The organism is Nocardioides panacis (assembly GCF_019039255.1).
Taxonomy (GTDB): Bacteria; Actinomycetota; Actinomycetes; order Propionibacteriales; family Nocardioidaceae; genus Nocardioides_B; species Nocardioides_B panacis.
Genome location: NZ_CP077062.1, coordinates 2,176,379 through 2,196,406, shown reverse-complemented (window position 1 = coordinate 2,196,406; position 20,028 = coordinate 2,176,379). Strand labels below are relative to the sequence as shown.

Sequence of the window (20,028 nt, the reverse complement as noted above, 5' to 3'; positions counted from 1 at the left end):
GAGCATCGCCCGCCCGGGTGCGCGGTGGATCGGTCCCGTCATGCCTGACGTCAATCACTGCACGCCTGCCCACGCGTGAGGAGAAGTTCGTGGATCCAGAACTGATGGAACGCCTCGCAACAACCTGTCGCGTCCTCGGGGTGCTAGATGCCACGCATGCCACCTTCGGGCACGTCAGTGTCCGTGACGGCGACGCGATGCTGATCCGTGGCAAGGGCCGCGACGAGGTCGGTCTGCGGTTCACCGACGCGAGCGACATCATCCGGGTCAGCCTCGACGTCGAGCTCATCGAGGGCCGCGACGGCCTGCGCCCGCCGAGCGAGAGCTTCTTGCACACCTGGCTCTACAAGCTGCGCCCCGACGTGCAGTCGGTGATCCACATGCACCCGCAGTCAGCCGTGCTGCTGACCACGTGCGGCTTCGACGTGCAGCCGATCTACGGCGCGTACGGCCGCGGTGCCGCCCTGGCCGTCGAGGGCCTGCCGGTCTACGACTCCAGCCTGACCATCCGGGACGACGCGCGCGGCCAGGACTTCGCCGAGTTCGTCGGCGACCGCAACGCCGTCCTGATGCGCGGCCACGGCGTCGCCGTCGTCGCCGACAGCATCGAGGAGGCGGCAGTGCGCACCCTGCAGCTCAAGGAGGTCGCCGACATGAACTACAGCGCCCGCCTGATCGGCTCCCCGCGCACCATCACCGCTGCCGAGGCCGACGAGATCTCGAAGATGGACGACCCGGGCCGGAAGCTCGGGTCGGCCGGCGGCAAGGCGGGTGCGCTGGCCATGTGGCGCTACTACCAGGACCTCGCGCGGGCGACAGCGTGAGCGGGGGCGTCAGCCGCCCCCGGGTCCTCATCGTCGGCGGCGGTCCGGTCGGCCTGACCCTCGCCGTCGAGCTCGGGCAGCAGGGCATCACGTGCGAGCTCATCGACAAGCGGGCGACCTTGGGGAAGCTGCCGAAGATGGAGCGCTGCAACGCGCGCACCATGGAGAACTTCCGCCGGGCGGGTATCGCGGACCGGATCCGGTCGGCGGGCCTCGACAACGACCTCCCGATGGACGTCTTCATCTGTACGACCACGCTCCAGCACCCCCCGTTGCTGCACCACCCCTATCCGTCCGTCAACGAGCTCAAGGCGCGCGGCAGGGCGACCAACGACGGGTCGCTGCCGCTCGAGCCGTACCAGCTCATCTCGCAGTACACCCTGGAGCCCGTGCTCAAGGACGTCGCCGAGAACCTGTCGGGCGTGACGGTCTCCTTCGGGAACGAGCTGGTCGGGTTCCAGGAGCGCGGCGACCGCGTCGTCGCGCAGGTCCGCGCCGCCGACGGCATGCGGGAGGTCGAGGCCGACTACCTGGTCGGCTGCGACGGCGGTTCGAGCACGGTACGGCGTCAGCTCGGCGTCGAGCTGCGCGGTGAGTCGCGCCTGGAGATGCGCCAGGCGCTGTTCCGCTGCGACGACCTGTTCGAGCGGATCAAGGTGGGCAAGGGGCGGCACTACCACTTCGCCGACGATCGCCACACCTTCCTGATCGTCCAGGACGACACCAAGCACTTCTCCCTGCACGCGACCGTCGAGGCTGAGGAGATGCCTGCACTCTTCGAGGAGATCGCGGGAGTGCCGATCGACTTCGAGACGCTCTACGTCGGCACGTGGACCCAACGGCTGATGGTCGCAGACACCTATCGCGCCGGCCGGGTGTTCCTCGCCGGTGACTCGGCACACCTGGTCATCCCGACCGGCGGCCTGGGCATGAACACGGGTGCCGGCGACGCGGTCGATCTCGCCTGGAAGCTGGCCGGCACCATCCACGGCTGGGGTGGCCCGCACCTGCTCGCCTCCTACGACACCGAGCGCCGCCTCGTCGGTGCTCGCAACGTCGCTTCCTCGACCAAGGCCACCGTCGGCCGCCGCAGGTGGCGTGACCTGTACGAGCCGGTGATGGCGCAGGACACCCCCGAGGGAGCCGCCGCCCGGGCGCGCCTCGTCGAGGTCGCCGACGAGGCGCACCGGATCAGCAACGAGCTGCTCGGCATCGAGTGCGGGTACCGCTACGACGGCTCACCCCTCGTCGTTGAGGAGGCGGGGGAGAAGCCGGACGCCGACGCGTTCGCCTACACGCCCTCCACGTGGCCGGGCGCACGGTTCCCGCACGTGTGGCTGCGGGACGGGAGTCCGCTCCAGGACGACCTCGGCCGGCAGTACACGCTGCTGCACACGGACGCGCTGACACCCGCGGACGAGGCGTTGGCGGGGGAGTTCGCGCGACTCGGCGCGCCGCTCGCGACGTACCGGCTCGACACCGAGGCGACCGCGGTGCTCGAGGGGCGGACACGTTTCCTGCTGCGACCCGATCTGCACGTCGTGTGGCGTGGACAGGCCGTCCCGGCCGACACGGCCGGGCTGGCGGCACGCGCCACCGGCCACGGCCCAGCCGACTGAACGCGACCTGAACGAGCGGGTGACGGACCCTCCGTCGCCCGCTCCCGATGCCCGTCTGGGTAGAGCGTCAGATCCACTCCGCGGGGATCACGCCACGGGCTGCCGCCACCTGCGCGTAGTACTTCCACAGCTTCTCGACGTGTTTCGGGCGGTCGAAGGTCTCCAGGAAGTGGTCCAGCTCGGCCTGGCTGAGAGGCTCGACGGTTGCCAGCTGCGCGGCCAGCGTCAGCGCGCCGGCGTTCTCGACGAGATGGACGGCGTCGATGAAGACCGCGCGCACGCTCTCGGCGAGCAGCACCTGGCCATGGCCGCGCAGCAGCAGCGCATCCCGGTCGGCCAGCGTCTCGACCACCTGTCGACCCTTCTCCGGGTTGTCGATGTGGGAGGAGTCGCGGTGGACCGGGATCCCGCCGACCCAGCGTGCGAAGTGGTTCTTCACCGGCACCAGCGGGAAGGTCGGGACGGCGGCGAAGATCGTCGTGGGGTCGTGGTGGAAGTGGGCCACCGACTGCGCCTCCTGCCGGGCCTTGTAGATCTCGGCGTGGATGAACCGCTCCGACGGCGGCTTCCCGTCGCCCTCCTCGACGACGCCGTCGAAGTCGACGACGAGCAGGCGCTCGGGGTCGAGGAACGCGCGGACGTCGTGGGTTCGCTGGATGAGGAACGCGTCGCGGCCCGGAAGGCGGGCGCTGACGTGGCCGCTGTAGTTGAGGATGTCCTCGGCGACGAGGAGCCGGCTGCAGGCTGCTACGTCGCGGCGCAGCGTCGCCTCCGTGATGGCTACGTCCGTGGGGGTCGTCATCGTCTCGCTCTCGGAAGCGCATCCAGGTCTCCGACGCCACCGGCCGCGCGCGCGGTGACCGTCTGACCGAGGTATACGCACGACTCGTCGCCGAGCAACCTGATGACCTCGCCCTGGGTGATCGACTTGACCAGCTGATCGGTCTGGGCGGCCATCGGCAGCATCAGCCCGCCGTCCTGCGCGAGGTCGAGGACCAGGTCCATGTCCTTCTCGTGCCAGGTGAACCGGTATCGGTCGAAGTTACGCAGGGTGCCGTTGTCGCCCGGCGACTTCATCAGGACCTGGCGCATCTTCTCGGCGTCCACCCCGTAGCGCTTGGCCAGCGCGAGAGCCTCGAAGTTCGAGACCGAGTGCACCCAGTGCAGGTAGTTGTTGCAGGCCTTGGCGACCTGCCCGGCGCCCAGGGGACCGACGTGCTCGGCGTCCTTGCTGTAGCCCATGACGACGGGCCGGGCCCGCTCGACATCGGTCTCGGTGCCGCCCAGAAGCGAGACGAGCGTGCCGTTGGCGGTGTTGGTGCCACCGAAGACGACGGGGGCGTCGACGACGCTCGCCCCGGCGGCGCGGAACAGCCGGTCCAGGGTCGACATGACCGCGAGGCTGTGCGTGCCGGTGACGACCAGCAAGTGGCCGGCCCGGATGTGCGGCACCGCGTCGTGCCCCAGCGCGACCATCGACTCGTCGGTCGGCAGGCAGGCCAGCACGACGTCACATGCGTCCATCAGCTCGGCGAGCGACCCGGCAGGCTCGACGCCGACATCGGCGGCCGCGGCCAGGCGCTCTGCCGCGACGTCGTAGCCGACGACCGTGTGCCCGCGGAGCACCATGTTCCTCGACATCGGTAACCCCATGGCCCCGAGCCCGATCAGTCCAACACTCATGCTCGTACTTCCTTCTTGGTCGGAGCAGCGGCATACAGCTCGTCGCTCATCAGCGAGGTCAGTCCTCGCGCGGCGAGCTCGCGCTCGAACATCGCGCGGATCGCGGGCTCCTCGGCGGTGTACTCGATTTGGTCGTTGGCGTTGACGGCCTGCTCGCTGTAGTCGTGGAGCTGGAGGGGCGGGGTGTGGATCGGGCCGCCGGTGCTCTCCATCCAGTGGTGGTAGACGAACTGAGCACGCGGTTCGACGGGTGGGTGATCGCCACTCATGCGGCAGCCTCCTTGGTCGGTGGGCAGAGGATCGGGGTCATCGGTCGAGGAGCGTGACGGCGATGCCGTCGATGACGACCAGTCGGCGGTCCCACGCGAGCTCGTGGTCCGGTCGAGTGCCCCCGCGACGTCGGCGTCGAGTGCACGAACAGCGCGGTGCATCGAGCTCGGCGACGGGCACGGCTCCTCGGCGACCGACCGGAGCAGGGTGTAGTCCGGGCGGGCGGTGTCCAGGTCGAGCGCGAAGACGCACGGGAGGTCGCCGGGCCCCCGGTCAGGCGCGGGCGGGAACGAGGGTCTTGAGCTGGACGCTGACGTCCGCGGCGACCTCGCGGGGCACGGAGCCGTCACCCTCGAGAATCCTCCGGACGGCCATGTAGTCGCGGGGCGCGTTGATCGCGTCGATGGCGATGAGCCGGCCCTCCCGGTAGTAGAGCGCGGAGAACTGCTGGCTCTCCGGGTCGCCGCGCAGCACGACGTCGTCGTATCCGGAGCTGAGACCGGCGATCTGGAGCTTGATGTCGCCTTGGTCGGACCAGAACCACGGAACCGCGGACAGGGGGGTCGTGGACCCCGGCGAGCGTGGCTGCGGCGGCGCGCCCCTGGGCGATCGCGTTGGCGACCGACTCGATGCGCAGCGGGCCGTCCTCCGAGCGGAGCGCAGTGCAGTCGCCAGCGGCGACAACGGCAGGCCGGCTGGTGCGGGCGTGTGCGTCGATGACGATGCCGCCAGCGACTTCGAGGCCGAGCTGCTCGGCCAGGGTGGTGTGCGCGACCAGGCCGATGCCGACCAGGACAATGTCGGCGGCCAGGCTGGATCCGTCGGAGAGCTCGACGGACGAGACCGTGCCGGTGCCGGAGAGGCCGACGACACCGGTGTCGAGCAGGACACGAACGCCGCGGCTTTCGTGCGCCTGCAGGTAGAACTGCGAGACCACCGGGGCGACGACGCGTGCCATGAGCCGGTCGAGGGCCTCCACGACGATGACGTCCTTGCCGAGGTCGTTGGCGACCGCGGCGGCTTCGAGTCCGACGAAGCCGCCACCGACCACGACGACGCGCTGAGCGGCCCCGAGCGCAGTCCGGAGCGCCGCAGCGTCTGCGAGGTCACGCAGGTAGAAGACGTTGCCCAGGTCCGCGCCGGGGACGGGGAGACGCCGTGGGGTGCCGCCGACCGTGAGGGCGAGACCGTCGAAGTCGAAGGTGCGTCCGCTGGCGCTGGTCGCACGGCCACCGTTCGCGGCGAGGTCGATGTCCTCGATCCACTCGCCGGTCACCACGTCGATGCCCTGCTCGGCGTAGTAGGCCGCCGAGCGCAGCAAGAGCGAGTCGGCCTCGACCTTCCCGGACAGGTAGGCCTTCGACAGCGGCGGCCGCTGGTAGGGGAGATGCTCCTCCGCGCCGACGAGGGTGATCGGGCAGGTCGCCCCGAACTCCCGCAGCGAGGTAGCCAGCTGTGCGCCAGCCTGGCTGGCTCCGACGATCAGGAATCCCGCATCCGCCATGTCACCCTCCTCAGTATGGTCATACCATTGAACCATAGGAGTGTACGAACGACGTTGATAGTACGCATCGCGTACTATCGGACCATGGCATCCCACAGCCCCGAAGAGGTCGACGCGCTGCGCCTGGCGGTCATCCGGCTGGAGCGCAAGCTGCGCAAGAGCGCGGGGTCGGGTGAGATCACCCCGTCGCAGTACTCGGCGCTGTTCGCGCTGGACCGTCACGGTCCCTTCCGGCTCGGGGAGCTCGGCCGGCGGGAGCAGATCGGCAAGTCGACCGTCACCCGGCTGGTCGCCACGTTGGAAGCCAAGGGGCTGGCCTCGCGCTCCGTCGACGACCTCGACGCCCGCAGCGGAATCGTCTCCATCACCGAGGCCGGGCGTACCCTGCTGGCCCACCTCGCCGAGCGCTCCAACGACTACCTCCGGGACCGGGTGGAGACGCTCGACTCCGATGATCAGGACCGCCTGTTCGACGCCGTCAGCGCGCTGGCCAAGCTCGGCGCCCCCCGATGAGCCGCTACGTGTCGACGACCTTCCGGTCCCTGCGCCATCGCGCCTACCGGCTCTACTTCACCGGTCAGATCGTCTCGACCGTCGGCACCTGGGCACAGAAGGTCGCCCAGGCGTGGCTGATCCTCGACCTCACCGGGTCCGGGACGCTGCTGGGCGTCACCGTCGGGCTGCAGCAGGCACCGACGCTGTTGCTGACGCCCTGGGCCGGGATCATCGCCGACCGCATCGATCGCCGCCGGATGCTGCTCTGGACCAACTGGGCGGCGGCGGTCCCGGCAGCGGCGATGGGCCTCCTGGTGCTGGTCGATCGGGCCACGGTGCCCGTGATCATGCTGCTCGCCATAGTGATCGGCGTCGTCGAGGCGTTCGACAAGCCGGTGCGCCACACCTTTGCCGCCGATGTCGTGCCGACCGAGGACGTCACCAACGCGGTGACGCTCAACGCCACCATGTTCAACGCCGGGAAGATCCTGGGGCCGGCGGCGGCGGGGATCGCAATCAGCTCCGTGGGAGTCGCGGCCACATTCCTCTTCAACGTCCTCTCATTCCTCGTCATGGTCATGGCCTTGACCCGGATCCGGGCCGACGAGATCAGGCCGCGAGACATCCGCCCGAAGGAACGCGGGGCTCTGCGCTCGGGAGTCGCCTACGCGCGGCGTACCCCCGTGATCGCGGCGACCCTGCTGCTGATGACCGTCACCGGACTGGTCGCCTACGAGTGGAACACCGCCGTGCCGTTGCTGGCTCGGGAGTTCTCCTCGGATGCAGCGATGATCGGGTACTTCTTCGCCGCGATGGGTGCCGGTGCCGTCGTCGGCAGCTTGTCGCTGGCCGGGATCCTGGTGGCGGTGCCGCGCACGTTCCTCGCCGCGGGGACGGTGTTCGCCGTCGTGCTGGGGCTCGTGTCACTGGCTCCCTCGACCGGACTGGCGCTGGTGGCGATGTTCGTCCTCGGCGCCGTCGCCACGACCTTCCGAGCGCTGGCGACCTCCCTCGTGCAGCTGGAGTCGGACGCCGCGGTCCGCGGACGGATGGTCTCGCTGCTGATCATGGCGATCAACGGCACCTCGCCGGTCAGTGGGCCGCTCATCGGGTGGATGTCGGAGGCCCACGGGGCCCGGGTCGCCATCCGCATCGGCGCGGCGATCTCGCTGGGGGCCGCACTGGTGACCTGGCGCTACCTCGCCCGGGCGGTGCCTGAGCGGCTGTCCGCGGCCGAGCGTGGCGCCAGCAATATGTCTGAAGATGGCGAATGCCACAGCTCCGCGGCGTAGGCCGTGAGTGCTTCCCCGCTCGGAGTCCGGGTCACGGCGAACAGGTTGATGTCGTTGAGCCGGGACCGGGCCGCCGAGAAGCGGCGGTGCGTCCACAAGAAAGGTTTCCCGCCGCCAAAGGTGGTGTCGCGTTCCGGATGCGAGGCGAAGGCAGCGGAAAGACGGTGTAGCGGGAACGCGATCTGCACGATCGCGAATGGATGTGCTCTGCGTTCGACCGCGCGGACGCGACACCCTGCGGAAGGGCCCACGCCTTAGGCGAGCCGATCGAGTGTTGGCGAGGTGCTCGTGCTGACTTTCGATGGGGCGGGCAACGTGTTCCGCTATCCCCGGTTGCCGCGTCCCTCTACACGTTCATCGACGTCTCGAGGCGGGGGACTGGGCGTTGTACTGACGTGGCGTGGAGGCCCTTAAGCACGCCGACGGCCAGGGCGTCTTGGTCCAGGTCCGCCATGGCCGTGCCTTGCTGAGCTGATCCTTGACGGGAAGCCGCCCCTGAATGCGCGAACGCGTCGGTGAGTAGCGAGACCGGCCACACAGTGCCGTGTGCACGGCACCGACCCCCCGATGCAGGCATGGCCCTGGTCTGCCACGGGGATGAGACTCCCCCGTGGGGGGGCGGATCTCGCAGGGGGCGCGCACATGCGCTTGTTCCAACGGTTTCGACGCAGCCGCACGATCGCTGCTCTGGTGGGTGTGGCGGCCGCGGTGTCCGCACTTCCTGCGCTGACTGCGTCGGCGTCGGCGTCGTCGGTGCCACGCTGTGCCAGGCACCGCGCCACCCTTGTGGGTAGGCAGCACGACGATGTCCTTCGCGATGCGGGGAAGGCGACAGCTCGTCTACGGCGGACCCGGCAGCGACTTCAGCGTCGCCCCCAAAGCTGCTGACATGTACCACCGGCAGTGCGAGGTGCACATGCCCAGCGGGGGACCGCCCATCCCGCAGCTACCCCGGGCCGCACGGAACGCGCTCCGGTTGAAGGCCCGGGCTGCCCTGTCTGCTGCGTCGGTCGGTCCGGCTGCTCGGCCCGTTAGGGCGAGGGCCGTCCTTGATGGAGTAACACTCAAGCAAGGAGAAGGAAATGAAGCGACTCGCTCAGTTCTTGGCATTGGCCCTGCTCATCTCCGCGCTGGTGACACCCACTGCGACGGCCCTCACCAAACATCGCTGCCACGGGCAGCGAGCCACGATCACAGGAACTGCAGGAGCCGACAACATCGTCGGAACGAGACACCATGACGTGATCTGGACAGGTGCCGGCAATGACCGCGTCCTCGGGAACAGAGGCAATGACCTGATCTGCGCCGGATCAGGCAACGACGTGATCGACGGGAACTCCGGTCGAGACACCGTCTACGGAGGCACCGGAACAGACTGGTGCGTCGCCTGGTCAGTCCTCGAACACATGTTCCACCGCCAGTGCGAAGTCCACGCCGGGCTCATGGAGCACCCATCGCCGCAGCGCAACATCCAGAAGGCCACGCCAGTTCCACGAGCCGCAGTACCGACGAAGCCACTCGCTGAGAGCTTCGCACAGCGCGCGTTCACCGACTGCGGCACAGCGGGAACATGCACCGTTGGAGTTGCCGTCTGCGACGCAGCACACTTCGACTACCTCACCGAGCGGGGCATGCGGATGCCCACCGCCTACACCCGTGACGGCGGCCTACTAGCCGTGAGCGTCTTCTTGATCGTGATCCAGAACGGGACCTCTTCAATCAAGTTCACCTCGACGTGGAAGGCGTATTCGGCAGGCGCTCCTGGCTGGTACGAGCTGCCGCCATCTCCGCCGCTCGTCAACTTGCTTATACCTGGACTTGCCGGCAGCGCCGGATACCTAGTCGCCGGCTTCCAGTACAGCGGCGACAACGGAGAAACTTGCCAGGTCGCCGCAGAGACCACCTACCTCTTTAGGGCCGCCTCAGGCTGGCGGAACTACCCTGGGGACCGCATCCTCACGACACAGGCGTGTTTCCTTTAAAGACACCGGAGGCAAGGGTTCTGGCGTTGCTGGATCCGCAAACACGCCGACCGTCGTGGCGTCGTCACTGTCGAGTGGATCGACAAAATCGCACACTGCACGGTTTCGACATGCGAGCTGGCATCAGCTCCCACCACACCGATGCTCCGCCGCGATGGAGTCCGCCCAGCAGACGCTGGCCGAGCGCATCCGGACAGCCATCGCAGACGTCACCTCCCGGCCGGCATTCGCATCGTGGAGATGCCAGCTCCTACGACGGCACGGAGAACCGGACGTCCGGAGATGGCATCCGGCCCCGAACGGACCCGCGGACGCATCGAGCTGCTCGACAGGCATGCCGTCGACATCGCCGAGACGCTCACGATCCCGAAACTTCACAACCCGGCGGACACGCGTCGCTACCCCCGCCAGGGTGCGTGGCGCACGATGGCGGTGAACCGAGAGGTGGATGCCGTTCGCCGCCTTCACGCCATCGGACAACCAGGGGTCATCACTGGCGACATGAACGATCAGGACGATGTTCTGCCGGTCCACCTCGGCAGCCCTGACTCAAGCGAGCTCCGGGCAGAGTAGCGCTGAGGACAGGGTGGAGCGAGACTCGTAGGTGCGGAAGACGAGCGAAGCCTACGGCCGCGTTCGAACCGCCTGGCCGAGGCCTTCGCCGTCAGATTCGGTCTTCGGTCGAAGCCCGTGTCGGGGGTCGCGGAGGTGACACCCCGGCTGCGGATGACGACGGCGACGGTCATCTCGAGGGGTATCGAAACCGGACGAGGTCTGGAACCCTGCAAGGGAGCGGGACTTCCCTGTGGTCCTACCTAGCCGCATCTGCTCGCGATCCCAGGAGGACGGCATGAGCACGTACAAGGTCGGCTACTTCGTCGGTAGCCTCTCGTCCACGTCGATCAACCGGGTCCTGAGCCGGGCCCTGCTCCGGCTGGCCCCGCAGGACTTGGAGTTCACCGAGCTGCCCATCGGAGGCCTTCCGTTGTACAGCCCGGACTTCGACAGCGACTACCCCGCGGAGGCCCAGGCGTTGAAGGCCGCGATCGCCGCCTCCCAAGCGGTTCTGTTCGTCACCCCGGAGTACAACCGCTCGATCCCGGGTGCATTGAAGAACGCCATCGACTGGGCTTCACGACCGTGGGGGCAGAACTCCTTCGACCACATGCCGGCGGCCGTGATCGGTGCCTCCCCAGGGCAGATCGGCACCGCAGTGGGACAGCAAAGTCTCCGCGCCGTGCTGAGCTTCTGCAACGCCCGTCAGATGACCGCGCCCGAGGCCTACATCACCTTCAGGCCCGGTCTGTTCACGGACAACGGCGAGGTGACCGACGACTCGACCGCGACGTTCCTGGCGGACTTCATGCGAGAGTTCCACGACCACATCGAGCGAGTCCTCACGGTCCTCCCTCGATCCTGACGTGGATTCAGGCGAGCAGCGCCGAGCCCCCTTCCGCGGCTGTCAGGGAAACATCTTCCATCGTCCCTCGGTGATGACCTCCACGGCGCCGTCGACCACTTTGATGGCCGTCTCGTCGTCCAACGCGTACGCCGGGCCGCCGATCTGCCTGGCCCAGCGCTTAGCCTCCTCGATGGTGTTCTCCGGAAAGACGTCCAGGTGCGGGAAGATCGAGAAGTCGACGACACCAAGGGTGCGGTCGTCCGGCGCTGACGGCCACTGCACGAAGTCCGCGCCGATCCGAGGCGTCATCACCATGCTGCCAGCGCTCACGCCCACCCAGACCATGTCACTCAGCGACGGCAGCAGGTCGGCCATCCCGGATTCGCGCATCCAGTGGCACAGATACGTCGCGTCTCCGCCGTCGACCAGCAGCACGTCGGCAGCCTCCACCCATGGAATCCATCGCTCCCTGCCGATCGTAGGCAGCGTTGACAGTTCAAGGAGGCCAAGCGACTTCCACTCCATCGACGTCAGGCTGCCCCACGGGGCCGCACCGCTGACGAAACCCCGCGCCGAAACCGGCCCGCAGCTCGGATGGCCCCACTGCGCCGTGGGGATGCAGAGGGCGGTGGAGTCGGAAATCGGCTTGCCTAGCAGGTCGACCAGGGCACCTCGGATGCTCGTGTTCCTAACGCCACCGGATGTGAGTAGCAACTTCAAGACGGCTCCTTGCTCGAGCGCGGACTGGTGGGGTGTTCGATCGGACGGTCATCATCGGGCTCTATCTCGAAGAGCCCTGCGGTCCACCCCTTCACCTCTGCAACGAACGCCTACCTCTGGATTCGACTTCCCGCTAGACGATTCTCGCGGGACCTTCGCATGCAAGCACATCGGGCTGACTGGTGAGCCTCGGTTCCGTGTGATCGGCCGGACACCCGATCGCGGCGGAAGACTCACGTCGCCTAAGCACAGACACCGGCATGTGCGTGCCTCCAGCGGTGGCGGCGAGGAGTGGAGTCTCGGGGGTCGTGGCTGGCAAGTGTCGTCGGGTATCTGCGGCCCTGCTGAGGCAGGCTCAGGGCAGACTGAGTACCAACACGGATGCGACTGCCGCGGCAGCGCAGGCACCATCCAACCTGAGCTAGAAGGTCTGGTTCTGCGTGCGAACTGAGGAGGTGTGCCCTGATGCAAGCGGTAGTGCTGAAGGTGCCGTGGGCAGTCGCTGTGTTCGGCGCGCTTGTTCTTCTCTTCCGCGGCCTACTGGCCGGGATCTACTTCGAGCCAACCGCAGAGGCAGTCGCCGACGCACAACTGGGCCGGGAGTTCGTCGGTATCTCCTGCTGCGTCCTCGTTGCTGCAGCGGGATACGCGGTGCTCGTGGCGAGCTGGCCATGGTGGGTCGCGGTCGGCCTCGTGACGCCGGTGGTGTTGTGCGGCGGGCTGACCTGGGTCGCATCAGAGACACTGTTTCCTCAACTCGCCGTAGTGGTCGCGTATCCGGCAGCGTTGGCCGCCGGGGTGGCTGGTCTTGTCCTGGGCCCCGCGTCGGGGTGAAGGCCGAGAATTCCGTTGTGGGCGATGAAAGTCACCGACATGTTGATTGCCAGCGCAAGGCCCGCCGCGCCATGCCCGCCGTGTCCCGGCCCAGCGAAGAGATGACGCCGGCGCCGTGCGTCAGACGGTTTTCGCACTGCGCTGTACACGCAGGGACCGCGAGTCGATGGATACGTCGGACGACTCCCGCACGATGAGTTGCGGTTGGAGTCTCTTCTCGGTGGGTGACGAGTGCGAAGTGTCCGTCGCATCGCTCAGCTTCTCCACGAGTAGATCTGCCGCCGCAGCGCCCATCTCCTTGAGGGGACTGCGGACGGTGGTCAGTGGCGTGGGCAGGTCGGCTGCGATGCTGATGTCGTTGAACCCGACGACTGCCACGTCGCGTCCGACGTTGATGCCGAGATCGCGCAGGGCTCCCATCGCGCCGATCGCGGTCATGTCGTTCACCGCGAAGATGGCCGTGGGCCGGGACGATCCAGCCATCAGCCGGGTGGCAGCCAGGTGGCCGGCCCGCGGGTCGAAACCCGAGTGCACGATGCGCTGTGGGGACACCTCGATGCCCCGTTCGCGTAGAGCCGCAAGACACCCCTGTGTTCGATCGATACCCGTGGACGCGTAGGGCTGGCCCGCGACGATCGCGATGTCGCGGTGGCCGAGGTCGGCAAGATGGTTCCCGACCAGGCGGCCACCTGTGGTGTCGTCACAGGTGACCGAGTCGTAGGGGTGGTGCCGGCGGCTCACGAGGACGAAGGGCACCTTCCGCAGGGTCAGCTCGTCGAGGTAGGGGTCGCTGACCTGGGCGTCGCCGAAGATCAGGCCGTCGACTCCGCGCTGGAGGAGCCGCTCGGCACGCAGTCGGTGCTCGTGTGGCTCATCCATCGAGTTCGCCACCACGGTCTGGTAGCCCGACGCAGAGGCCTGCTCGTCGATGCCTTCATAGATGGTGCTCAGCACCACGTCGGTCAGATGCGGGACCAGTACCCCCAGCATGTGGGTGCGGTTCGTCCGGAGGCTGGCCGCGAACAAGTTCGGCACGTACTGCAGACGGGCTGCCACGGCCAGAACCCGCTTTGCCGTGCTCGTCTCCGGGTCACCTCCGTTGCGTGCGTGAGAGAGCACGCGAGACGCCGTGGACAGGCTCACGCCTGCTTCACGAGCGATGTCCTTCAGTGTGGCCGCCATGCCGCCTTCATACCCTTCCGCTGCGCGTTCGACGACGGGAACCACCGAACTTCGGACAGTCTATTGACCTGGCGGAATCGTTTCCATATATTCCTGAAAACGATTCCAGAGGACGGAGATGCAGATGGCGCAGAACGGTCCGGCTTCCGAACAGGTGCGAGTCGCCTGCATCCAGATGGAGCCGAAAGTCGGTGAGAACGCCGCGAACCTCGCGCGATCCCTGGAGCTGTGCGAGGAGGCTGTGCGAGGCGGGGCTCAGCTGCTCGTCCTGCCGGAGCTGTGCAACTCGGGCTACGTCTTCGAGACCAGGGGCGAGGCCCAGGCAGCGGCCGAGGAGATTCCGACCGGTGCGGCGTCGTCGTCCTGGATCGCGTTCTGTCGCGAGCGCGGTGTCTACCTGGTTGCCGGGATCTGTGAGCGAGCCGGCGAGCAGCTGTTCAACTCCAGCATCGTCATCGGCCCGGACGGCTACATCGGGACGTTCCGCAAGGTGCATCTCTGGAACCGCGAGAATCTCTTCTTCGAGCCCGGCGACCTCGGATTCCCGGTCTTTCACACCGCTATCGGACGCATCGCGACCTTCATCTGCTACGACGGTTGGTTCCCCGAGGCTTATCGGGCCTGCGCGCTGCGGGGGGCCGACATCATCTGCATTCCCACGAACTGGGTTCCGATTCCGGGTCAGGCCGAGGGCTCGCCCGCGATGGCCACCGTCCTGGCGCAGGCCAACGCGCACAGCAACTCCGTGTACATCGCGGCGGCGGACCGGGTCGGGACGGAGCGCGGCCAACCGTTCAACGGCCAAAGCGTCATCGTCAGCTACACGGGATGGCCGCTCGCCGGGCCGGCCTCCCCCGACGACGAGGAGATCCTCTACGCCGATCTCGATCTCGGTATGGCGCGAGTCGCCCGCAACTGGAACGACTTTAACCCAGCCGTTGCGTGACCGACGGCCCGAGACCTACGGCGTCCTGACCTCCGGGGCCTGACCATCCGCTCATCTCTGATCCATCGACCTTCGCTCTACCAAGGAGTCAGCGCGTGACCACACCCATCAACGGGATCGATCGTCGGTCCCTGCTCAAGGCAAGCCTCTTCGGTGCGGGCGCCTTCGCCGCCCCCTCGCTCTTGTCCGCATGCGCGCCCAAGTCGTCGGGGGGGCAGCGGCGGGAAGAGCAGCGGGGCGATTCGTGTCGGTGTGATCTCGCCGCTGAGTGGCGCCTGGACGGTCTACGGCAAGGCTCACTCGGCCGGCTTCGAGCTCGCCGTGGACGAGATCAATGCCGCGGGAGGAACGCTCGGCCGAAAGTGGGAGCTGGTAATCGCCGACTCCAAGACCGAGCCGCAGGTGGTGACCGAGCAGGCCAACCGGCTGGTGCGCGAGGAGAACGTCGACTTCCTGGCCGGCACTTTCAGCAGCGCCGAGCGCAACGCCGCGGCTCCGGTTGCCACCCAGGCGGACAAGCTCCTGCTGTACCCCACCTTCTACGAGGGTCAGAGCCAGAAGTTCTATCCCGGCGTCTGCAACCCGAACGTGTTCATGTTCGGCCCGGAGCCTTCTGAGCAGGTGTGGCCCCACATGGACTACATCGTCAAGAAGCACGGCGGCAAGTTCTTCATGATCGGTTCGGACTACGTCTGGCCGCGAGAGACCAACCGACTCACCAAGCAGAAGCTCCAGGAGCTCGGGGGATCCACCGTCGGGGAGGTCTACATCCCGTTCAACACCCCCCAGTACGGGTCGGTCCTGGCTCAGATCCGCCGCTCAGGTGCCGACGTCATCTTCCTCACCCTCACCGGGTCGGACACCGTCAACTTCCGTCGTCAGCTCGCCGCAGCGGGGATGAAGAAGGACCTCGTGGTCTGGACTGTCGACGACGAAGAGGCAGCCACGTCCGGCATCGGACCCGATGCCACCGAGGGCGACTACGTCAGCTTCGACTACTTCTGGTCCATCAAGACGCCGAACAACGAGGCGTTCCGGAAGAAGGTCACTGAGAAGTACCCCAACGTCATCATGAACACTGTGGGCGTCGCGATGTACAACGCGGCGCACATGACCGCCAAGGCGATCGAGAAGGCCGGTGAGGTCAGCACTGACGCCATGCGTTCGGCCCTCGAGGGCATGACGTTCGACGGCGCACCTCAGGGTTCGTTGACGATGCGCGCAGAGGACCACCAGGCGGTGCTCCCGTCGTACCTCGTGCAGGCTCAGCCGAACTGGACGAGCCCGGACGACATGTTCAAGGTCGTCCATAGCGTCGAGTCGGTGGAGCCGCAAGTCGCCCAGTGCGACAACCTGCCGCTGTCGAAGGCCTAGCCGCCGTGGCTGGCTTCTTCTCCCTCTTGATCGACATCGTGTCCTCGACCCTGGTGCTGGCCCTGGTGTCCCTGGGACTCGCCGTGGTGTTCGGTCTTGTCCGCGTCATCAACATGGGTCACGGTGCGATGCTGGCCCTCGGCGCCTACCTCACCTGGTCCCTGTCCGGCGCGGGAGTGCCCTTTGCCCTATCAGTGCTGGCAGCTACCGCTGGCGTGGCTTTCATTGGGCTTGTCTTCGAGGTCCTGATCATCAGGCACTTCTACGAGCAGTCCTTCGAGACGCTGCTGATCAGCTGGGGGTTCTACCTGGTCGTCACCGAGCTGATCAAGATCGTCTGGGGATCCACCCTGAAGAACATCCGCAACCCCATCCCCGGGACCTTCTCCCTGGGACAGGTCGGGATCGGCAGGTATGAGGCAGTGGTCTGCCTCGTGACCATGCTGCTGCTCGCGACCATGGGTGTGCTGCTCTACCGCACCAATGTCGGGGTCCGCGTGCGCGCGATGATCCAGAACCGGGAGATGGCCTTGATGCTCGGAGTCAACGCGCCGCGAATGTACCGCGGGGTGTTCGTGGCTGGCGCAGCGATGGCCGGCCTGGCCGGAGGGCTGATCGCGCCGATGTTCAGCATCGAGCCGGACATGGGAACGCTGTGGTTGGTGCGAGCCTTCTTCGTGGTCACCGTCGGCGGCCTGGGCGCCATCGTCGGCGGCACCTTGGTGGGGTCCGCTCTCATCGGTGGTGCAACTTCCATCTTCGCCCTCTTCACCCAGCAAGTGTTTGCCCAGACGGTCGTCTTCGCGCTCGCCGTGGTGGCGCTGCGTTTCCGACCCGTCGGAATCCTGGGGCGACGATGAAGCAGCTGACGACACACAGAGAAGCGGCCGGCGACCGTTCTGTCGAGCCGACGAATCAGAGACGACGGATCTTGCGCTGGGCGGGGCCCGAGAACGTACTGGCCGTCCTGACGTTCATCGGCTTGTTCTACGTCCCCTACGTCGTGACTGGGTACCCGGTGTTCATCCTGCCCCAGTACATGCTCTTCGGGGTGCTGGCAATGACCCTCTGCCTGCTCTGGGGATTCGGGGGGGATGGTGAGCTTCGGGCAAGGTGCGTTCTTCGCAGTCGGTGCCTACGCCTTCGGAATCCTGCTCAAGCAAGTGAGCGGACCGTCCGGACCATGGCTGGGTCTGTTGCTCGGCGTCCTGCTCGCCGCGGCGATCGCAGGGGGTGTCGGCTACTTCCTGTTCAGCGCCAACGTGCGCGACTCGTACTTCGTGCTGGTGACTCTCGCGATCTCCACGATCGTCTATGTCGTGGCCAACTCGCAGTCCGGCCTGACCGGCGGATTCAACGGGATGTACGTCGAGCGGGTCACGTTCTCGTTGTTCGGGCTCGGCGTCTCCTTGAAGGGCGACCTCGCGATGTACTACGTCGCCTTCGCGGTGACCCTGTTGGCATACCTCGGGTTCCGCTTCCTCCAGTGGTCGCCTTTCGGCCAGGTCTTGGTCAGCATCCGCGAGAACGAGGAGCGCACCCGGGCTCTCGGATACAACACGGCGCTGTACAAGACTGTTGCCTTCGCGATCTCCGGTGCCGCAGCAGCCCTCGCGGGCGGGTTCTACGCAACCGACACCGGCTTCGTCTCTCCCAGCCTGGGCGGGGTGCTCTTCTCCACGAGTGTCGTGGTCTGGGTCGCGGTCGGAGGACGGGGCTACTTCATCGGTGCGCTGATCGGGGCGATCGGCATCTCGATCCTCAGCAACGCGCTCAACTCGCTCATCCCGGAGTACTGGCAGCTGATCCTCGGTGTGTTGTTCGTCCTCGTGATCGTCTTCTTCCGCCGCGGCCTCATCGGTTCCCTCCTGCGGCTTCCCCCATACCTGCAAGGACGTCGCCGTGAACCAGTTGCTTGAGGTCAGTGGTATCTCGAAGACGTTCGGTGGTGTCCGGGCGAACCACGACGTCTCGCTCAGCCTCGCTGAGTCGAGCATCCGCTGCGTGGTCGGGCCGAACGGGGCTGGGAAGTCCACCTTCCTCAGCATGCTGTCGGGTCACACCAGACCCGACACCGGGAAGGTCGTCTTCCGCGGCAAGGACGTCACGGGGTGGCCGGTGCACCGGGTGGCCAAGATGGGCATGGTCCGAAAGTTCCAGCGACCCTCGTTCTACCCGGACCTCACCGTCACGGAGAACCTCACCATCCCCGTGCTCGCGACCGGCGCTCGCCGCGGCAAGGTGTCGCGGGCGGTCGCTGAGGTCGCCGAGCAGGTGGGCCTTGCCGACGCGCTTCAGGTTCGAGCCGCTCACCTACCGCACGGGCGCACCCAATGGCTCGAGATCGGGATGCTGGTGGCACGGCAGGCCACGGTCATGCTGCTCGACGAGCCCACCGCCGGAATGAGCCCCGACGAGACCACGAAGACAGCTGAGCTGATCGCTCGCCTCGTCGCTGACAACGGCGTCTCGACCATCGTCATCGAGCACGACATGGGCTTCGTCCGCTCGCTGAACTCGGACGTCACCGTTCTCCATCTCGGCGAGGTCATCGCCGAGGGCTCCATGGCGACCGTCGAGCGGGACGAACAAGTGCGTGCGGTCTACCTGGGTGAGGAGATGGGCTGATGCTGCAGGTCAGCAACGTTGTTGCAGGCTACGGCCGAGGTGTCGTTCTCCACGACCTCTCGCTGTCGGTCGAGGAGGGCGAGATCCTCGGGGTCCTCGGCCGCAATGGCATGGGCAAGAGCACCCTGATCCGCGTCCTCGCAGGTCTTCTCAAGATCCGGTCAGGACATCTACGAGTCGGCGACACGGACCTGACGAAGGCATCGGCCCATGTACGCACCCGGCACGGGATCGCCGTGGTCCCGCAGGGCCGTGGGGTCTTCTCGGACCTCACCGTCACCGAGAACCTCAAGCTCGGGCGCCTGGCCGCGGGCGGCCGGGTGCGAGCGGGACGCCTCCAGGAGGTGCTCGAATACTTCCCTCGCCTGGCTGAGCGACCCAAGCAGCGGGCGGGCACGATGAGCGGGGGAGAGCAGCAGATGCTCGCCATCGCCCGGGCCATGATGACGGAACCTCGGATCCTGCTGCTCGACGAGCCCTCGGACGGCATCATGCCCATGCTCGTGCAGCAGATTGCCGACGACATCAAGGAGATCAACCGCAACGAGGGACTGACCACGGTGGTGGTCGAGCAGAACGTCCCGATGGTGACCCGGATGTCGACGCGCTGCCTGATCCTGGAGAGCGGCCGTATCGTCGCCAACGGCCCGGTCAGGGAGCTCATGGCCAGCGGGGAAGTCGAGCAGCATCTTGGCGTCTGACACCCGGGCCGGCGCTGCTCGCGTCGCCGTCGTCGCCACCGGCGGGACCATCGCCTCCCTGTACGACGGCGAGCTGGCGGGCGTGGTCGCCGTCCTCTCCGTGCAGGATCTCGTGCGCAGCACGGGCGAGGACAGCTCTGCCCTCGTCGGATCGATCATCGACCTTGCGCGAGTCAACAGCTGGAACGTCGACCCGCCCCTGATGTGGGACGTCGCGGCCACGGTCGCGCAGCTCGTTGCCCGAGACGATGTATCCGGGGTCGTGGTGACCCACGGTACGGACACGCTGGAGGAAACTGCCTTCCTAGTCGACGTCTTGGTCGACACGGAGAAGCCGGTCGTCTTCACCGCGGCGATGAGGGCTGCCGATGACGTGTCGCCGGACGGCCCCAACAACCTGCGGTCGGCCCTGAGAGCAGCCGCCAGTCCTGGGCTGCGCGGTCTCGGGGTCGTGGTCTGCCTGGACGGGGTGCTGCAGGCGGCTCGCTGGGCGCGCAAGTGGCACACCCAGAGCACGGCCGCCTTCTCCAACGGCGCGGCGCCGGTTGCCACGCTGGACCCGGACGGCGAGG

20 protein-coding genes and 2 pseudogenes are annotated in these 20,028 nt (G+C 67.2%); 15 read left to right on the top strand and 7 right to left on the bottom strand.

All coding sequences use genetic code 11. The features are described from left to right. The first annotated feature begins 104 nt into the window (after window positions 1-104). Both KRR39_RS10670 and KRR39_RS10665 read left to right on the top strand, forming a co-directional pair. Window positions 105-824: a class II aldolase/adducin family protein gene (locus tag KRR39_RS10670; protein ID WP_254185715.1), complete on the top strand. Its 720-nt coding sequence runs from the start codon at window positions 105-107 to the stop codon at window positions 822-824. Further along, window positions 821-2,443: an FAD-dependent monooxygenase gene (locus KRR39_RS10665; protein ID WP_216941998.1), complete on the top strand. Its 1,623-nt coding sequence runs from the start codon at window positions 821-823 to the stop codon at window positions 2,441-2,443. Before KRR39_RS10670 ends, KRR39_RS10665 begins: the two co-directional genes overlap by 4 nt. Window positions 2,444-2,510: 67 nt before the next feature. On the opposite strand, the gene KRR39_RS10660 is transcribed toward KRR39_RS10665, so the two are convergent. The 5 genes and pseudogenes from KRR39_RS10660 to KRR39_RS10645 form a co-directional block, all read right to left on the bottom strand. Beyond that, window positions 2,511-3,245, bottom strand: a complete 735-nt coding sequence (locus KRR39_RS10660; RefSeq protein WP_216941997.1) for a class II aldolase/adducin family protein — start codon at window positions 3,243-3,245, stop codon at window positions 2,511-2,513. Further along, the gene (locus KRR39_RS10655) at window positions 3,242-4,126 is read right to left on the bottom strand and encodes an NAD(P)-dependent oxidoreductase (protein WP_216941996.1); all 885 of its coding nucleotides are present in this window, start codon (window positions 4,124-4,126) and stop codon (window positions 3,242-3,244) included. Before KRR39_RS10655 ends, KRR39_RS10660 begins: the two co-directional genes overlap by 4 nt. Beyond that, window positions 4,123-4,395, bottom strand: coding sequence for a hypothetical protein (locus KRR39_RS10650; RefSeq protein ID WP_216941995.1), 273 nt, complete (start codon window positions 4,393-4,395; stop codon window positions 4,123-4,125). Before KRR39_RS10650 ends, KRR39_RS10655 begins: the two co-directional genes overlap by 4 nt. A gap of 274 nt (window positions 4,396-4,669) precedes the next feature. Then, window positions 4,670-5,080, bottom strand: coding sequence for an oxidoreductase C-terminal domain-containing protein (locus KRR39_RS26080; RefSeq protein WP_367303735.1), 411 nt, complete (start codon window positions 5,078-5,080; stop codon window positions 4,670-4,672). After that, a pseudogene (locus KRR39_RS10645) lies at window positions 5,055-5,900 on the bottom strand (NAD(P)/FAD-dependent oxidoreductase); the annotation flags it as partial. The pseudogene KRR39_RS10645 and the gene KRR39_RS26080, both read right to left, overlap by 26 nt. Window positions 5,901-5,984: 84 nt before the next feature. Here KRR39_RS10645 and KRR39_RS10640 point away from each other — a divergent pair. The 5 genes from KRR39_RS10640 (at window position 5,985) to KRR39_RS10620 (ending at window position 11,089) form a co-directional block, all read left to right on the top strand. Further along, the gene (locus tag KRR39_RS10640) at window positions 5,985-6,413 is read left to right on the top strand and encodes a MarR family winged helix-turn-helix transcriptional regulator (protein WP_216941993.1); all 429 of its coding nucleotides are present in this window, start codon (window positions 5,985-5,987) and stop codon (window positions 6,411-6,413) included. Continuing rightward, window positions 6,410-7,687 (top strand): MFS transporter, encoded by a 1,278-nt coding sequence (locus tag KRR39_RS10635; protein ID WP_216941992.1) that lies wholly within the window; start codon window positions 6,410-6,412, stop codon window positions 7,685-7,687. The genes KRR39_RS10640 and KRR39_RS10635 overlap by 4 nt, the downstream gene beginning before the upstream one ends. A gap of 1,082 nt (window positions 7,688-8,769) precedes the next feature. Further along, a complete protein-coding gene (locus tag KRR39_RS10630) occupies window positions 8,770-9,669 on the top strand; it encodes a calcium-binding protein (RefSeq protein ID WP_216941991.1) in 900 nt (299 codons plus the stop codon). A 282-nt stretch (window positions 9,670-9,951) separates the two neighbouring features. Then, entirely contained in the window at window positions 9,952-10,242 is a 291-nt protein-coding gene (locus KRR39_RS10625) for a hypothetical protein (protein WP_216941990.1), read from the top strand. Between the two features lie 277 nt (window positions 10,243-10,519). Next, on the top strand, window positions 10,520-11,089 hold the full coding sequence (locus KRR39_RS10620; protein ID WP_216941989.1) for an NADPH-dependent FMN reductase: 570 nt from the start codon (window positions 10,520-10,522) through the stop codon (window positions 11,087-11,089). A gap of 42 nt (window positions 11,090-11,131) precedes the next feature. Here the strand turns inward: KRR39_RS10620 and KRR39_RS10615 are convergent, their stop codons facing one another. Continuing rightward, window positions 11,132-11,791: a Type 1 glutamine amidotransferase-like domain-containing protein gene (locus tag KRR39_RS10615; RefSeq protein ID WP_216941988.1), complete on the bottom strand. Its 660-nt coding sequence runs from the start codon at window positions 11,789-11,791 to the stop codon at window positions 11,132-11,134. Window positions 11,792-12,256: 465 nt separating this feature from the next. On the opposite strand from KRR39_RS10615, the gene KRR39_RS10610 reads away from it, so the two are divergent. Further along, complete coding sequence (locus KRR39_RS10610) at window positions 12,257-12,625, top strand: hypothetical protein (protein ID WP_216941987.1); 369 nt, start codon at window positions 12,257-12,259, stop codon at window positions 12,623-12,625. Between the two features lie 120 nt (window positions 12,626-12,745). Here KRR39_RS10610 and KRR39_RS10605 read toward each other — a convergent pair whose 3' ends face one another. After that, window positions 12,746-13,807, bottom strand: a complete 1,062-nt coding sequence (locus KRR39_RS10605; RefSeq protein WP_216941986.1) for a LacI family DNA-binding transcriptional regulator — start codon at window positions 13,805-13,807, stop codon at window positions 12,746-12,748. A gap of 118 nt (window positions 13,808-13,925) precedes the next feature. Between KRR39_RS10605 and KRR39_RS10600 the strand changes: the two genes are divergently transcribed. The 7 genes and pseudogenes from KRR39_RS10600 to KRR39_RS24695 form a co-directional block, all read left to right on the top strand. Then, on the top strand, window positions 13,926-14,753 hold the full coding sequence (locus KRR39_RS10600; protein ID WP_216941985.1) for a nitrilase family protein: 828 nt from the start codon (window positions 13,926-13,928) through the stop codon (window positions 14,751-14,753). Window positions 14,754-15,005: 252 nt separating this feature from the next. Next, entirely contained in the window at window positions 15,006-16,127 is a 1,122-nt protein-coding gene (locus tag KRR39_RS10595; protein WP_216941984.1) for a substrate-binding protein, read from the top strand. Window positions 16,128-16,132: 5 nt separating this feature from the next. Beyond that, window positions 16,133-16,987, top strand: a complete 855-nt coding sequence (locus tag KRR39_RS10590) for a branched-chain amino acid ABC transporter permease (RefSeq protein ID WP_216941983.1) — start codon at window positions 16,133-16,135, stop codon at window positions 16,985-16,987. 234 nt (window positions 16,988-17,221) lie between these two features. Next, entirely contained in the window at window positions 17,222-18,046 is an 825-nt protein-coding gene (locus KRR39_RS10585) for a branched-chain amino acid ABC transporter permease (RefSeq protein WP_216941982.1), read from the top strand. Continuing rightward, on the top strand, window positions 18,030-18,755 hold the full coding sequence (locus KRR39_RS10580) for an ATP-binding cassette domain-containing protein (protein ID WP_216941981.1): 726 nt from the start codon (window positions 18,030-18,032) through the stop codon (window positions 18,753-18,755). The genes KRR39_RS10585 and KRR39_RS10580 overlap by 17 nt, the downstream gene beginning before the upstream one ends. Continuing rightward, entirely contained in the window at window positions 18,755-19,456 is a 702-nt protein-coding gene (locus KRR39_RS10575) for an ABC transporter ATP-binding protein (protein WP_216941980.1), read from the top strand. The genes KRR39_RS10580 and KRR39_RS10575 overlap by 1 nt, the downstream gene beginning before the upstream one ends. After that, a pseudogene (locus KRR39_RS24695) lies at window positions 19,446-20,000 on the top strand (asparaginase domain-containing protein); the annotation flags it as partial. The gene KRR39_RS10575 and the pseudogene KRR39_RS24695, both read left to right, overlap by 11 nt. Window positions 20,001-20,028: the final 28 nt, after the last annotated feature.

Excerpts from the sequence above, each read along its gene's own strand:
- KRR39_RS10670 (WP_254185715.1), top strand. The coding sequence starts at position 105 with ATGGAACGCCTCGCAACAACCTGTCGCGTCCTCGGGGTGCTAGATGCC.
- KRR39_RS10660 (WP_216941997.1), bottom strand. The coding sequence starts at position 3,245 with ATGACGACCCCCACGGACGTAGCCATCACGGAGGCGACGCTGCGCCGC.
- KRR39_RS10655 (WP_216941996.1), bottom strand. The coding sequence starts at position 4,126 with ATGAGTGTTGGACTGATCGGGCTCGGGGCCATGGGGTTACCGATGTCG.
- KRR39_RS10650 (WP_216941995.1), bottom strand. The coding sequence starts at position 4,395 with ATGAGTGGCGATCACCCACCCGTCGAACCGCGTGCTCAGTTCGTCTAC.
- KRR39_RS10640 (WP_216941993.1), top strand. The coding sequence starts at position 5,985 with ATGGCATCCCACAGCCCCGAAGAGGTCGACGCGCTGCGCCTGGCGGTC.
- KRR39_RS10635 (WP_216941992.1), top strand. The coding sequence starts at position 6,410 with ATGAGCCGCTACGTGTCGACGACCTTCCGGTCCCTGCGCCATCGCGCC.
- KRR39_RS10630 (WP_216941991.1), top strand. The coding sequence starts at position 8,770 with ATGAAGCGACTCGCTCAGTTCTTGGCATTGGCCCTGCTCATCTCCGCG.
- KRR39_RS10625 (WP_216941990.1), top strand. The coding sequence starts at position 9,952 with ATGGCATCCGGCCCCGAACGGACCCGCGGACGCATCGAGCTGCTCGAC.
- KRR39_RS10620 (WP_216941989.1), top strand. The coding sequence starts at position 10,520 with ATGAGCACGTACAAGGTCGGCTACTTCGTCGGTAGCCTCTCGTCCACG.
- KRR39_RS10610 (WP_216941987.1), top strand. The coding sequence starts at position 12,257 with ATGCAAGCGGTAGTGCTGAAGGTGCCGTGGGCAGTCGCTGTGTTCGGC.
- KRR39_RS10605 (WP_216941986.1), bottom strand. The coding sequence starts at position 13,807 with ATGGCGGCCACACTGAAGGACATCGCTCGTGAAGCAGGCGTGAGCCTG.
- KRR39_RS10600 (WP_216941985.1), top strand. The coding sequence starts at position 13,926 with ATGCAGATGGCGCAGAACGGTCCGGCTTCCGAACAGGTGCGAGTCGCC.
- KRR39_RS10585 (WP_216941982.1), top strand. The coding sequence starts at position 17,222 with ATGGTGAGCTTCGGGCAAGGTGCGTTCTTCGCAGTCGGTGCCTACGCC.
- KRR39_RS10575 (WP_216941980.1), top strand. The coding sequence starts at position 18,755 with ATGCTGCAGGTCAGCAACGTTGTTGCAGGCTACGGCCGAGGTGTCGTT.